Source organism: Clostridium sp., assembly GCF_036642255.1.
GTDB lineage: Bacteria > Bacillota > Clostridia > Clostridiales > Clostridiaceae > Clostridium_J.
Genome location: NZ_JAVWDJ010000015.1, coordinates 39,811 through 54,650 on the forward strand (window position 1 = coordinate 39,811; position 14,840 = coordinate 54,650).

The 14,840-nt window shown below is 30.6% G+C and carries 11 protein-coding genes; 6 read left to right on the forward strand and 5 right to left on the reverse strand.

Annotation, left to right across the window (positions count from 1 at the left end; genetic code table 11):
• Positions 1 to 63 precede the first annotated feature (63 nt).
• Positions 64 to 915 carry a GNAT family N-acetyltransferase gene (locus RR409_RS10270; protein WP_332557661.1) on the reverse strand — a complete coding sequence of 284 codons (852 nt, stop codon included), beginning with the start codon at positions 913 to 915 and terminating at the stop codon, positions 64 to 66.
• 418 nt (positions 916 to 1,333) lie between these two features.
• Positions 1,334 to 2,785 carry an amino acid permease gene (locus RR409_RS10275; RefSeq protein ID WP_332557662.1) on the reverse strand — a complete coding sequence of 484 codons (1,452 nt, stop codon included), beginning with the start codon at positions 2,783 to 2,785 and terminating at the stop codon, positions 1,334 to 1,336.
• A 668-nt stretch (positions 2,786 to 3,453) separates the two neighbouring features.
• On the opposite strand from RR409_RS10275, the gene nadA reads away from it, so the two are divergent.
• The 6 genes from nadA to RR409_RS10305 all read left to right on the forward strand — a co-directional run bounded on the left by nadA (position 3,454) and on the right by RR409_RS10305 (position 9,481).
• Positions 3,454 to 4,359 carry a quinolinate synthase NadA gene (gene nadA / locus RR409_RS10280; RefSeq protein WP_332557663.1) on the forward strand — a complete coding sequence of 302 codons (906 nt, stop codon included), beginning with the start codon at positions 3,454 to 3,456 and terminating at the stop codon, positions 4,357 to 4,359.
• A gap of 5 nt (positions 4,360 to 4,364) precedes the next feature.
• Positions 4,365 to 5,711, forward strand: a complete 1,347-nt coding sequence (locus RR409_RS10285; RefSeq protein WP_332557664.1) for an L-aspartate oxidase — start codon at positions 4,365 to 4,367, stop codon at positions 5,709 to 5,711.
• Positions 5,647 to 6,489: a carboxylating nicotinate-nucleotide diphosphorylase gene (nadC, locus tag RR409_RS10290; protein WP_332557704.1), complete on the forward strand. Its 843-nt coding sequence runs from the start codon at positions 5,647 to 5,649 to the stop codon at positions 6,487 to 6,489. The genes RR409_RS10285 and nadC overlap by 65 nt, the downstream gene beginning before the upstream one ends.
• Before the next feature lie 256 nt (positions 6,490 to 6,745).
• A complete protein-coding gene (locus RR409_RS10295) occupies positions 6,746 to 7,321 on the forward strand; it encodes a GNAT family protein (RefSeq protein ID WP_332557665.1) in 576 nt (191 codons plus the stop codon).
• A 226-nt stretch (positions 7,322 to 7,547) separates the two neighbouring features.
• Positions 7,548 to 7,679, forward strand: coding sequence for a hypothetical protein (locus tag RR409_RS10300; protein ID WP_332557666.1), 132 nt, complete (start codon positions 7,548 to 7,550; stop codon positions 7,677 to 7,679).
• 509 nt (positions 7,680 to 8,188) lie between these two features.
• Entirely contained in the window at positions 8,189 to 9,481 is a 1,293-nt protein-coding gene (locus RR409_RS10305) for an NCS2 family permease (RefSeq protein WP_332557667.1), read from the forward strand.
• A 164-nt stretch (positions 9,482 to 9,645) separates the two neighbouring features.
• Here RR409_RS10305 and RR409_RS10310 read toward each other — a convergent pair whose 3' ends face one another.
• The 3 genes from RR409_RS10310 to RR409_RS10320 all read right to left on the reverse strand — a co-directional run bounded on the left by RR409_RS10310 (position 9,646) and on the right by RR409_RS10320 (position 14,534).
• Entirely contained in the window at positions 9,646 to 10,272 is a 627-nt protein-coding gene (locus RR409_RS10310) for a GyrI-like domain-containing protein (protein WP_332557668.1), read from the reverse strand.
• Between the two features lie 303 nt (positions 10,273 to 10,575).
• The gene (locus tag RR409_RS10315) at positions 10,576 to 11,151 is read right to left on the reverse strand and encodes a phosphate propanoyltransferase (protein ID WP_332557669.1); all 576 of its coding nucleotides are present in this window, start codon (positions 11,149 to 11,151) and stop codon (positions 10,576 to 10,578) included.
• Between the two features lie 356 nt (positions 11,152 to 11,507).
• A complete protein-coding gene (locus tag RR409_RS10320; protein ID WP_332557670.1) occupies positions 11,508 to 14,534 on the reverse strand; it encodes a helicase C-terminal domain-containing protein in 3,027 nt (1,008 codons plus the stop codon).
• Between the last annotated feature and the right edge of the window lie 306 nt (positions 14,535 to 14,840).

A 14,840-nucleotide genomic window follows, 5' to 3' on the forward strand; every position in this document is an offset into this window, starting at 1 on the left:
TAAGTTTAATTTTTTCATCACAAAAGCAATAGCATTATATATTATCTATATTATGTTTATTACTTAGTAAACATAATAGAAGTAATCTGGCTTCCAATCTCCCCAAGATGTATATCCTGCATTTTTAAACTTTTCTATTAACTCCTTATCATGTGATAAAAATGGAGTAAATAATTCCTTAAACTCTTTATCCTTATAGGATAGTAAGTAGTAATCCATAAAAGTGTTTATTCCTTCAAAGGTATCATCCATAACAATAAAATTTGGCTCTCCTTTATATTTAAACACTCCCTCATGCTGATTTATTTTAATAAAACAATTGCTTTCTTTAAGTTTTTCGTATAATTCACGAGTAACCTCCTCATAAACGAATGCTAAAGGTAAAAACCCTTTTCTTCTTACAAAATATGGGTGATATTTAAACTCCTCAAAACTAACATTCCAAGGTTCAACCTTGAAATTTTCTAAAGTTTGTTCTGTTTTTAATGAAGAGATATTCTTAATTGCTAAAGTATTAGCTTGTTTCACCTTAAAACCAAGACTCTCCATCATTGTTCTGCTTTCCACATTAGTTATATGAGTAGAGAAAGCAATTTTATCAATTTCTCCTTGTTCTAATGCCATTTTTGCTCTTTGTAACATTTCTTCTGAGATTCTTCGACCTAATCTTTGGCCTCTGTAGTCCTTATGAACTCTAAGCCCTTCTAACCATCCGCTTCCATCATACAGTTTAGATAACTTAGCTACAGCAATTACTTTATTTTTATTACTATCTACTCCACCCAAAAATATACCATTATCATCCACCCAATTATGAAACACATGTGGCAAGTAGTCAGTACCTTCCCAAATATCTTTTGATATATCTAGCATATCTTGATAATCTTCATGCTTTAATTTCCTGAATTCTATCATAATAATAACTCATAGCCTTCCTTTCTTTAAAATACCCCTTAAGAAACTTCTTCATAAAATTCAGAAGAAATATTATATTACTTATTATACTTTAATTTCCAAATTAAGAAAGTTAAAAAATTATATTTTTGATACTTTCCTATCCTTAAGTAATATTTTAGCATTTTTTGTCTGGAATGAGTTAATAAAATTCATTTACTTGTATAAATCACGGCATTTTCTATTGTAAGAAGTTCATTTATAGAGCCAATTTAGAATACTTCGAATTAAATATATTTCCTCAAAATACATTCTAAAGAATTCTTTAGCCAAACTTTCATTTTTCATAAAAATAAAGTAAACCCTTAGTTAAAGCTTCTAATCAACTTTAACTAAGGATTTACTTTATTTAATATTACAAAGCTTGTACCTAATAATTCTAAGCAGCTTCATTTTTAGATTCTTGTGAGTTTGATTTTTTTGCTATAATTGGTAGGATTAATCCTAATCCTAATAATACAACTGGAGTTAATATGTTAAGTGTTATTTGGAAGAACCATTCACTTGAGTAAAGTTCTACACCCTTAGGGAACATACCCATTATACAAGCAAATGCTGTAAATCCAAAGCACCATAGTCCTATTAAAAACCCAACTGTTTTATTTTTAGTGAACTGATAAGTTGCTTGGAAATCGCCTGCTGCAGCTTTCTTTAAAGCCATGTAAGCAAAGAATACCCATAAGTATCTTAATGGCATAACTACTGCATTTAATCTAAGTAACCAAGTAAATAATGATGTCATATCACCTATTCCGAAGGCTGGAACTATTATAAGTATTCCAACAAGCACTGCAGTTAATTTATATCCGTTAATTGGTGTTCCATTTTCATTAACTTTAGTTAATGATTTTGGTATAAATCTGTTATCAACATCAGCTAACAAAACTTTTATTGGTGCATCTATTGAGAATGCTAGTGCTGAGATTTGAGCCATCATATTTGCTATAGCATATATTACTAAGAATAAGTTCCCTACTCCATAGTATTCACCTAACTTTTGGAATGAATAATATGCACCATTCATCATTAAGTCTTTTGGAATATTGTTTGGATCAAACATCATCCCCATTGCAAAGGAACCAAGTAAAGCTGTTACTGCAACCATTATTGCAAGTGCTATCATTCCCTTTGGAAAGTCTTTTGATGGATTTTTCATATTATTTACATATGGTGATATCTTTTCACATCCACCAACTGCAAATACTAATATTGCTAAAGTCGTTAAATATTCAAAGTTGAAGTCCGGCATTAATGATTTCATACTGAAGTCAATGCTGTATGTTTGAACATTAGTTATTGCAGGTGCTGCTATGGCTAAAACTACGTAAAGAAGGGACATAACAAACATTGATATACCTGCTATTGTACCAATTCTTTTTATAGAACTTATACCTTTTGATGAAATCCATAAAAATCCTAAAAATATTGCTAAACATATTAATTGTAATATCATTGGATTCATGCTTTTCACAAGTGTTCCATCTTGGTTAACAGCCCATCCAAGAGCTATTAGTACACCTTGTGGTTTTTGAGCTAAGTAAGGAACGTGAACTACCCAGTAGGTCCACCCAGCTAAGAATGCTAATTTAGCACCAGAAGTTGTTCTAATCCAAGAACTTACTCCTCCTTTACTTTCTTTAAATGTTGAACCCATTTCTCCTACCATAAGTGCATATGGTACAAAGTATAATGCAAACATCAGTATCCATGAAACAACTACTTTCATACCTTGGCTAGCAAAACCATTTACTACGTTTCCGAAACCCCATACACTAACAAAGGCCATTAAGGCAAGGTTGTTCCAACTTAATTTTTTGTTATTCTCTGCCATGAAATTGTCCTCCTTAAAAGTAAATTTAAAGTACGTAATAATTATACAAATCATTTCGATGTTTTCTATCATAGCATGGTTTTTTTTAGTTGACAACGCCATTTTACAACAGGTTTTATAGCATTTCTGATTTTTTTACTTCATTTTGACATTATACCAATCGAAAATTGCATTTTAAATTGCAATTGAGTTGTTTGTTTTGTTTTTATTAATTTCTATAAAACATAATAAATAACATTTCCATTTTTATGAAGCCTCCATTGACACTTGACCGATCATATTAATCTCAATTAACTTTTTATGGAGATATTTGTTTTATTATTTAAATTAATTTTAAATATTTAAAAAAATGCTTAGCTTTATCTATAATATCATAACTAACTTAATATTGCGTATTTTTCAATTATACTGATTTCACTTATAGTTTTAATCCTTCCACTAATTCTAAATTTTCAACTGAACTTATAAATACTTACCTTTTGCTTAGTAAAGTTAGGTTTTGTAAAAATAATCTTATATTAACTTCTTATATTTAACCTTTTAATAGTTAAAGAAGCACTTATCATAACACAATGAATCTTAAATAATGTTGCAAATTAGCATACGCAGTGCTATAATTCATTTACAGGTGTATATACACCTGTAAATGAATTAATGGAGTGATGTATATGACATTAGTAGAAAATATAAAAAAACTTAAAAAAGAAAGAAATGCGCTTATACTAGCTCATTATTACCAGAGACCAGAAATTCAAGACATAGCTGATTACGTAGGAGATTCCTACCACTTAAGCAAAATAGCTAAGGATTCGCCTGAAGATATTATTGTTTTTTGTGGTGTAAAATTCATGGCTGAAAGTGCAAAAATATTATCTCCTCATAAAACTATTCTTTTACCAGTTATGGATGCAGGCTGTCCAATGGCAGATATGGCAGATAGTGACGCCCTTGTTAAGTTAAAAAATGAACACCCTAATGCTGCTGTAGTATGCTACATAAATTCAACTGCTGAGGTTAAAGCTGAATGTGATGTTTCTGTTACATCTTCTAATGCTATTAAAATTTTAAAAAAATTGGACAAGGATGAAATTATATTTTTACCTGATAAAAATCTAGGTTCTTATCTAGCAGATCAATTACCTGAAAAAAAAATTATGCTTTGGCCAGGGTTCTGCATAACTCATAGAAAAGTAAATCCTAGTCACATAACAGAGATTAAAAAATTAAAACCAGAAGCTCTAGTACTATGTCATCCAGAATGTGAAAAAGAAGTAAGAGATCTTTCAGATTATATAGGAAGCACTTCAGGAATCATTGACTATGCTACTGACAGTGATTCACAGGACTTTGTAGTTGTAACAGAGCAGGGTGTCCATCATGAACTAAAAAAGAAAAATCCAAACAAAAACTTCTATTCACCAGGTAATACAATGACTTGTGTGAATATGAAAAAAACTGTCCTAGAAGACATTTATGATTGTTTATTTGATTTAAGTAATGCAATAGAATTAGAAGAATCACTTAGGTTAAAGGCACTAAATTCATTGGTAAACATGCATAATTACGCGAGGTAATAGATATGGATATTAATACTGACGTTCTCATTGTTGGAACTGGTGCTGCGGGGCTTTACTCCGCTCTTAACTTAAGAGAAGATTTAAATATAATTATGATTACTAAAGGAAATTTAACACAATGTAATTCTTACCTAGCTCAAGGTGGAATTTCAGTTGCTGTAGGAAAAGAAGATGTTCCAGCTTTTATTGAAGATACAATGAGGGCAGGAAACTATAAAAATAACAAAAACTCTGTGAAGATACTATGTGAGGAATCCATGGAATGTGTTCATGATCTTGTTGAGTTTGGTACTCCCTTTAACAAAGTCAATGAAGAGTTGTGTTACACCCGAGAAGGTGCCCATAGCACATTTAGAATTGCATACTGTAATGACAACACTGGGAAACATGTGGTAGATACCTTAATAAATAAAGCTAAGAAAAAGAAGAACATAACTGTAATAGAAAACTCTCAAGTAGTAGACTTGATCACAAAAGATAATACTTGTTCAGGAGCAGTAATAATCCAAGGTAGAAAACAACTAAATGTATTTTGTAAAGTTTTAATACTTGCAACGGGAGGTATTGGAGGTCTATTCAAAAATTCTACCAATGAAAGATCTATTACTGGTGATGGCCTGTTTATTGCCTTAAAATATAATATCCACCTAAAGGATATTTCATATATTCAATTTCATCCTACTGCCTTTTATAAAAGAAATTCTAGTTCTAGAAGATTTCTAATATCAGAATCAGTAAGAGGTGAAGGAGGAAAACTATTAAACTTAAAGGGTGAATCCTTTATAAACGAACTTTTACCTAGAGATGTGGTGAGCCAAGCTATTAACAAAGAAATTGCTTCCTCTGGAATCCCTTTTGTTCATTTAGATATATCTCACCGTTCTTCAGATTTTATTAGAAATAGGTTTCCTTCGATCTATAAGGAATGTATGATGCAAGGTATTGATATAACTAAATACCCTATTCCCGTATCACCTGCACAACACTATTTCATGGGTGGAATAAATGTAAATGAATTTTCTCAAACTTCTATGAAAAACCTTTATGCCGTTGGAGAAACTTCTTGTACTGGTGCGCATGGCAGTAACAGATTAGCTAGCAACTCATTATTAGAGGGATTTGTATTTTCAAAACGAGCAGCGAAAATTATAAATTCAACTATTGATAGTTTAGGTATTACTTTCAACAAAGTTCCACTCTTAGTCTCATCACTGGAAAATATTCAAGATTATCAGCGAAAAACTGTTATAGAGGAGTTAAAAAGGAGGTCACATTTATTAAATGATGAATTATTTAGTTATAGACAAGATAATATTAAATGCTCTGCAGGAGGATATGCCTTATTCTGATATTTCAACCTGTGCCATTTTAGATGAAACTTCTCGCTGTGAAGTTCAGTTAATTTCAAAGGATTCAGGTGTTGTAGCAGGACTTTATATATTTAAGAGAGTTTTTGAACTCCTTGGTAATATAGTTATAAACTTTTATAAAAAAGATGGAGATATAGTGCAAAATGGAGAGCTAGTTGCTAAGATATCTGGTAGTACTTCAGTTGTTTTAAGTGGTGAACGTACTGCTCTTAACTTTTTGCAAAGAATCAGTGGCATCGCTACCCTAACATCAGAATTTGTTGATAAATTAGAGGGAACAAATACTAAACTTTTAGATACTAGAAAAACTACTCCTGGGCTTAGGATGCTAGAAAAATATGGTGTTAAGGTCGGTGGTGGTTGCAACCATAGATTAAGCCTTTCTGATGGAATAATGTTCAAAGACAATCATATAGCAGCTGCCGGCGGAATTAAAAATGCAGTAGAAATGGTAAGAAAATATGGTTACTATGGCAAACAAATCGAAATAGAAGTTGAAAGCATAGATATGGTGAAAGAAGCTTTAGAAGCTGGAGCTGACATTATCATGTTAGATAATATGGACATTGAAACCATGAAGGAAGCTGTAAAAATAATAGCTAAAAAAGCTATCACTGAGTGTTCAGGAAATGTAACTTTAGATACAGTTGAAAAAATAGCACTAACAGGTGTAGACTATGTGTCAGTAGGTGAATTAACTCACTCTGCAAAGATACTTGACTTTTCAATGAAAAACTTAATTTTAAGTAAAATTTAATTTTTAATCGAAAAACTCATGGGTTTCAAGAGTTTTTTATTTTTATTCCTATACTTAACATACAATAAGGTATTTTCTTAATAATATATGTATTGAACAATAAAACAGTAATTTCTTAACAATGGTACTCTGGATTCTTTGGCCATTACTGGAATAATTTATCCACTTTATGGCACATACTATAAGCTATAGCTAATTTTCCAAGTTTTTCGATACAAGTATTGGCTACCTAAAATACCATGAAGGAGGATTTATTATGTACATAGGAGAAAAAATTAGATTAAGAGAATACAGAAAAGAAGATATACCTCTTAGATTAACTTATATAAACGATCCTGATATAGGTGTAAGTTTAACACCAGATATTCCTTATCCTATGACTTTACATGAGGAAGAGAACTGGTTTCACTCTCTCACCGCCATAAGCGATACATATAAATTCGCCATTGAAAGTCTTGAGGATAATAAATTTATTGGTGGTTGCAATATAAACGGTGTTGATTGGAAAAATGGTGTTGCAACAATCGGTATATTTATTGGTAGCAAGGAACATCGTGGCAAAGGTTGCGGTACAGACGCTATGAAGGTTCTTGTAGAATTCATATTTATGCAAATGAATATGAATAAAATCCGGCTTACAGTATACTCCTACAACCAAGCTGCCCTAAGATGTTATGAAAAATGTAATTTTAAAATTGAAGGTGTTTTAAGACAGGAAATCTATAGAGATGGGAACCATTATGACAAAATAGCAATGGGACTTTTAAGGGAAGAATATTTATCCAATAAGGATATTAATACTTCTACAAAAATTAAATCCTGGAAAGTTTGATATGTTTAATATTGATGAATATAAATCTGTACTTGAAGGGCTATCACAAATGACGCATAGCAAACTTATTGGCATAATTGCTGTTCCCGAAGATAGACCTGACTCAACCATCATAGAAGTCGGCAGAATTTCAGGAAGTTATTTTGCAAGAAATTTTATATAGAGAAGATAGAGATAATAGAGGAAGAACTCTTGGAGTGGTTTCTGAATTATAAAAGAAGGAGTTTTGTCTTCAGAATTTTATAACAGGAATTTCAAGATAGTTTTAGATGAGGAAGCTGCCTTGAATGAAGTACTGGACTCTTCAAGCTTAGGTGATATAGTTATATACTTTTTTGATGAATATGAGCCTGCTTAAAATCTATAAAAAAAGAATGGCTAATGAAATATGTGCAGTTTCTAAAAAATTATACCAAATATAAAAGTATGAAGTATTTTTTCACTTCATACTTTTATATTTATACTTTAGGTTAATCATAATATCATCCTTAAACATATAACAAATCAAAACTAAATACAAAGCCCTATTAAACAGTGAATAAGTTCATTATTGTATTCAAGGGCTTTGAAATGAAGTTTGCCTTTGATTTCAAAGTTTCACATACTTTCTAACTTCCTTGTACTGTATATAATTTTTTATATACATATAATTGTAATATTAAAATTTATATGGTTATACACAATCCACTATTTAACATATCCTAAACTAAATTTTTCCTTTATATTTGCTACATTATATAGAACTGTTAAACCAATAAAACTTTTAACTTTAACTTGTCCATCTTTATTGACTCCGAACATTTTATTTGATATCATATTAAATGTTCTTGTATTAAACGCTTTTAAAATTACTGAAGAGGTGACAAAATGGATAAATTTTTTGGAATAACAGAAAAAGGAAGTAGTGTGAAAACTGAAGTTCTTGCCGGAATAACTACTTTTATGACAATGGCATATATCTTAGTTGTAAACCCTGCAATACTTAGTGACGCAGGAATGAACTTTGGTTCAGTATTCACTGCAACTGCAGTTTCAGCTATGATTGGTACATTAATAATGGGTTTGTATGCAAAACTTCCCTTCGCACAAGCTCCAGGAATGGGACTTAATGCTTTCTTTGCATATACTATCGTTTTAAGTATGGGTTATACCTGGCAATTTGCTTTAACAGCAGTATTGTTAGAAGGTATTATCTTTATCTTACTAACTATATTTAATGTTCGTGAGGCTATTGTTAATGCTATTCCTAATAATATAAAGAAAGCAATATCCGTTGGTATTGGTTTATTCATTGCTTTTATTGGACTTGAAAACTCTAAAATTATTTTACATCCTGAGAGCGGAACAATTTTAGCTCTTGGTGATATAACTTCTGGTGTTGCATTGTTAGCTATAGTTGGTATTCTTATTACAGGATTATTACTTGCTAAAAATGTAAAAGGAGCCCTTTTAATAGGGATTGTAATTACAACAATAATTGGAATTCCAATGGGGATTACCCAATTACCACAAGGTAATATTTTTAGTTTACCACCTTCCTTGGAACCAATTATGTTTAAATTTGAATTTAAGCATATATTCACAGTTGATATGTTCATTGCTTTATTTACTTTACTGTTTATGGATATCTTTGATACAATAGGTACTCTTGTTGGAGTTGCTACTAAAGCAAATATGCTTGATGAAAATGGAAGAGTTCCAAGAGTAGAAAAAGCTCTTCTAGCTGATGCGGTTGCAACAACTGTAGGTGCTTGCTTAGGTACAAGTACAGTAAGTACCTTTGTTGAGAGTGCTTCTGGAGTTGCAGAAGGCGGGAAAACAGGATTAACTGCAGTATCTACTGCTGGTATGTTCTTCTTAGCACTATTTATTTCGCCACTATTCTTAATGATACCATCTCCAGCAACAGCTCCTGCTTTAATACTTGTAGGACTATTCATGATGGAGCCTATTAAAGAAATAGAACTAGTAGAATTTACTGAAGCTATACCTGCATTCTTCACAATAATAATGATGCCTTTAGCTTACAGTATTTCTGACGGAATAGCATTTGGTATGATATCTTATGTATTCCTAAAAGTTGCTACTGGAAAATTTAAAGATTTAAATATAGCTACAGTTTTAGTAGGTATGGTATTTATTATTAAGTTCTTGTTATAAATCAAGTTACTAATAGTTTTAATAGAAGGTTACACCCCAATATGACCTTATACCCAACGTTTAAAAGCCACATATTTATATATGTGGCTTTTAAATTTATATAGATTAAATTTACAAATATTAAGAGGTTTTATTTTCTTAATGTTTTAAATTTCTTTAATCCTCTAATGGCACTTTTTTTCAATTTTATAACGTAATACAGTATTAAGTTTAGAAACCTCTGTTTTTCTAGGATCTGACAAGTATATTTCTTTGTGAATTTTACTAATTCTTTCATATTCATTTTCCTCACAAAACTTATCCATTAGTCTAAAGCTTTCAGGTTCCTCATCATAACTGCCAATGTGTAACATCTGGCAGCACAACCCATCTTCTATTGTTTCAAAATATAATTTATCAAGATAAGTGTTACCCTTTTTCTTTTTAGTCATAAGTAAAAAACTCTGAAACAAATCAAGGGTTAAAAAGTCTGGTTGTCTAATCATCAATTTGTACTTATAATTACTTTTCACAGTAGAAGCTATAGTTTTATCAATTAAATCCCATTCGCCCTCAAGTGGGAAAACCGTATAATTGTAATACCCCTCAGGTATGTTGTCGCTTTTATAACTCATTTTTACTGTATAGCTAAAATTATACAATGCAGCGGTTGCAAAAATAAATTCCTCACCATTAGGGTCACCCTGTCCCTCTATTACTACAAAATTAATTTTTGGCACAGTAACAACATTTGGTGTCCTCTTTGGCAAATACAACTCCTTATACGCTTTTTTATAATCTAACTTCTCCAATATGTATTCCCCCTCATTTAATTATCAATAAAGTTCATCAATAACTGAAATCATCTAAATCCCACTATCTAATTCGTACTTTTACTTCAAAAGCTTAAGTTAATATCTTGATATTTATTTTGAAAATAAAAATGGTTTATTTGCATCCTTTTATGATAAAAGGTTACGACCCCTAATTTATATTATATATAAATTTACTGACAACAGTATGTCATAGATTCAAACTCAATTACATATAAAAAAGAAAAGGAAAGTTAACAGTTTATCACTGCTTACCTTCCTTTTACTTTTAAAGTATATATTCTACTTTAACAATTCCACCATTGATCCATTCTTAAGACCAGCTGCATTACCTTCTTCAATGTCAACATGCATCTCAAGAGCGTATTCTTTATGAACTCTTACTAAAACATTATCAAATACTAAACCTCTTTTGCCTTCTACCTTAACGCTAACAACTTCTTTGTCCTCAACTCCAAAATTTTCTGCATCAGAAGTGTGCATATGAATGTGTCTAGCAGCTGCAATAATACCTTTTTCTATTACAACTTCACCCTTAGGTCCAACAATTTTAGCTCCTGGGCTATCTATTAAGTCCCCAGAATCTCTAACTGGAGGAATTACTCCTAGTACAAAACCATCAGCTAAAGAAACTTCTATTTGTGTTTCTTTTCTAACTGGTCCTAGTATTCTCACTCCTTTTAAAGTTCCCTTTACTCCTACAATATCAACCTTTTCGTCTGCTGCATATTGTCCTGGTTGAGATAAGTCTTTGAATTTTTTTAATTCATAGCCTTCTCCAAATAAAATATCTAAGTGCTCCTGACTTACGTGTATGTGTTTGTTTGATAATCCTACTGGTACCATTTTCTTTTCCATTATGTATTCCTCCCTTGATTTAAATCCACATATATTATATTCCCTTTATCAAAGTAAATCAAACCCTTATTGTATAATTGATTAACTTTACCTTTCATCATCTTTGTAAAGTTGCTGATTTCACTACAGTAGAGGCTTTTTTTATGAAAACAGTAAATTATTTAATTAAAGAGATTTCATAAGCCTTATTAGAATATTACTTGTAACTTCAGCAAATTTAATGAAAAATTCAATTAAAATTAATACATATAAAATTAAATATGTATGAAAAGCTTCTACCTTAAACTTGTTTAGAGTCTTAAATAGATTTAAGCACTTGAGCTTGTTAACTACAGAAAAGCATGTGAGATCTAATCTCACAAAATATCATGGAAATACTTGTTTATTTTTTCTCTATTACTTCCTAAGTTTATACTTTTACCACTTATTTGTATTTTAACTTCATTTTCTAATTTAAGATTTACATTCCAATGAAGCCTTCTTTTTTCATATTGAGCTTTTAGGTATTCATTAATAAAGTTCTCTGTATGCTTTATTGTTTTTAAAGTATTATTCTTTTTAGAAGCCTTTATCTTTATTTTCAGGTCCTCTTCTATTTCTCTTAATATCTTGAAAAGATTCATAGTCCTCCATCTAAGATTTCTTACCTCCAAGTCCTTAAAGGTATCTTTAAAATTCTTTCTGATAATAGGAACTCCATAAAGTAATCTTTCCACCTTACTTACTGTGGAATTATTGCTGTTATCATTATTAAATTTGCTTAAAATAAATAAGGATCCATAGTCATATTCAGTTCTTATTAATCTTCCATATATTTGTTTTAAATCTATAGAAACAACGGGGAAATTTATATCTTGATAGGCCTCCCAATATTTTCTACCCTTTTCTAATTGATTATCTATAAGTGCCTGAAAAAACGGGTCACCACTATTTATATTTGGTAATTTATCAAGAATCACATTAGTCATTGCATCCCCAGGAATATCCACTCCTTCAAAATATCCTTTTGAACCCAAAAATATATACCTATTATCCTTTATTTTTAGTTTTTCGATTTCTTTTTTGCTTTGCAATACTCTTACTCCTAAAGCATTCAGTTCTGAAATCGCTTCACTTTTAAAGGCCTTTAATCTTTTTATACTGGTAAAGAGCATCAGGATATTCCCTTCTGTTTTTTGTAAAAGTTCTAATACAAATTCTTTCATTTTAAAAATAAATTCCTCTGAATTCTCCCCTTGATATTCTAAGGGCATATAGGGGGCATAAATTGCGCTTCTTTCATTATAATCAAATACAGGCTTTATAGGATTAACTTCCACTATTTTTTTATTTTCTGCTTTTGCAATATCAATTCCCAAAGCATTTCTAAATCTCCCATATCCCTTATCCGTGGCTAAAGTGGCAGAAATAAAAGAGCAACTTTTGACTTCACTTAAAATCTTTTCATAAAAAATACTAGATACATCTAAAGGAATGTAGGACACCTTCCACCATTTAAAGCTTTTCTCTACCTCAAAGTAATAGCAGTAATCTCCTTTGCTTTGTTCTATTACATTCTCTAATAAGGAAATATATCCGTTAATACCCTCAACTTTATCTTTTAGAATTTTTAGTCTCTTATCCTTTTCAAGGGTGGATATTTCTTTAAGCATCATCACTGTTTTATCTAAATATATATTATAATTTGTAAGATTTTCTTTAAATTCCTCTAGGACATATTTTATTTCCCGATGCTTTGCATCATTAACTTCAAGTTGTTCTTTTATATTGTACTCTGTGGACAGATTAAAATTTCTAATATATTTTCCAAAGACTTGCTCTACTCTATCTATATTTTTAATACAAATTTCTTGATTTCTGTCTATATCCTCAATGGGTATATTTTTAGTGTTACCCTTTTTCATAAGATAAAACAAATATCCGCTTTTATCTTCTTTATTATAAATTTCCTCAAGAAATTTCTTTAATTCTTCTGAAACCAAAGTATTCTCAAAAGCATCAAAGGCTTCTTTCGAAAGATTATGAGCCTCATCTACCACAATATTTTTTAACGGAACAATGCCATTGTAAGGCCACTTTAATAAGAGAGAGTGGTTTATTACTACCAGTTGGGACTCCTTAATCATCTCAACTTTTTCTGCATAATAACATTGTTCCTTATACTTACAACTATTCACATCACAAAGGTCTGAGTCACAGTTACACTGTGGAATTAAATAATCTAAATTGAAGGCTTTTCTTATAGCATAATTAATCTGTTCTATATCTCCTAATCCTTTTTCACTTATATATCTTCTGATATACGTGTATCCAAGCAAGGTTTTCATATCTGTTGGATATTCTATCTCCTGAAATCTTTCTATACAAAAATAATTTCCCTTCCCCTTTATTAAAGTGTAGATAATGTCATTTTTTAAGTTTAACACCTCTAAAAGATTAGGAATATCTTTTTCAACAAGTTGAGTTTGAAGTCCCTTAGTATTAGTAGATATGATTACTTTTTCTTCTTCAGAGTTTCTATTAAGATGAGTGTGAATCACTGCAGGAAGCAAATAAGCAAGGCTTTTACCAAGACCTGTTGGTGCTTCCATTATAGTAATATTGCCTTGCTGTAATCCTTCTCTCAAAAATTTTGATCCATAGATTTGTTGTGGCCTTTCTGTATAATTTTTGCCATTCCGACTCCATAGACTTTTATTTTTAAATAACTTCTCATAATCCTTTAATGCAAAAGTCGGATAATGTTCTATAGTTTTAGAGTCATTATTTTTAAGTTTGTGTCCAATGAAATAATTCACACTCTCAGAAGTTAGTTTTGCTAAAAATCTATACCAACCCCAATTTTCCAATTCTAAAATACTTAGAGGAAGAGCATAACCACTTTCTACATAGAAGTTACTTATGATGTAATTTAGCACCTGCATAGTATCCTCTGAGTCACTTAATCCACGGTGTTGCTCTTCCTTACTTCCAGGTAAAAACTTACTTATTAAGTATTGAAGATTAAACTCTAAAAGCTCAGGGTAAAGTATTGCCACAAGTTCCATGGAATCTAAAAATTCATTAGGAAGTTTTAAAAAGATCTTTTCAAACCTGGCATTATGGCATACTAATGGTAAATCTTCAATAAAGTGCAAAAACTTTCCCATAACCACATCTATAGTATCTGCATTTTCTAAGGCTTCCTTTGTGATGCCCTTGCAAAGATCAAAGATATTTAAAGATACTTCAATCTCTGGATTTACTAAGGTATTAAACCTAGTAACTTCTTTATCCTTAATTTTCACGGCACCAATTTCAATAATTTTATCACGAAGTGGATCTATGCCTGTGGTTTCTATATCTAGAAATATAACATTATCAATTAATGAATAAGGTTTCATAGTCACCTCATATTTTCTTATCTATTTGCTCCATGATACAAGGGACATACATTATAATTTTATAAATACCCTTGTATTTTAATGTAATAACCATATAATACTACCCTTTATTTATTAAGTAAGCAAATATTCTTGAATCTAATATATATTTTCCCACTCTTCTAATCTATATAAAATCTACTATTATATCACATCATACTGATTTTATTGAAAATCCATGAGCTTATCTTCTTTCTTCTTCAAATTTTGAGAAAACACATTAATCAATATAATATCCTCATTAGCAATGCCTATGGATTTTCCCTC

Excerpts from the sequence above, each read along its gene's own strand:
- RR409_RS10270 (WP_332557661.1), bottom strand. The coding sequence starts at position 915 with ATGATAGAATTCAGGAAATTAAAGCATGAAGATTATCAAGATATGCTA.
- RR409_RS10275 (WP_332557662.1), bottom strand. The coding sequence starts at position 2,785 with ATGGCAGAGAATAACAAAAAATTAAGTTGGAACAACCTTGCCTTAATG.
- nadA (WP_332557663.1), top strand. The coding sequence starts at position 3,454 with ATGACATTAGTAGAAAATATAAAAAAACTTAAAAAAGAAAGAAATGCG.
- RR409_RS10285 (WP_332557664.1), top strand. The coding sequence starts at position 4,365 with ATGGATATTAATACTGACGTTCTCATTGTTGGAACTGGTGCTGCGGGG.
- nadC (WP_332557704.1), top strand. The coding sequence starts at position 5,647 with ATGAATTATTTAGTTATAGACAAGATAATATTAAATGCTCTGCAGGAG.
- RR409_RS10295 (WP_332557665.1), top strand. The coding sequence starts at position 6,746 with ATGTACATAGGAGAAAAAATTAGATTAAGAGAATACAGAAAAGAAGAT.
- RR409_RS10305 (WP_332557667.1), top strand. The coding sequence starts at position 8,189 with ATGGATAAATTTTTTGGAATAACAGAAAAAGGAAGTAGTGTGAAAACT.
- RR409_RS10315 (WP_332557669.1), bottom strand. The coding sequence starts at position 11,151 with ATGGAAAAGAAAATGGTACCAGTAGGATTATCAAACAAACACATACAC.
- RR409_RS10320 (WP_332557670.1), bottom strand. The coding sequence starts at position 14,534 with ATGAAACCTTATTCATTAATTGATAATGTTATATTTCTAGATATAGAA.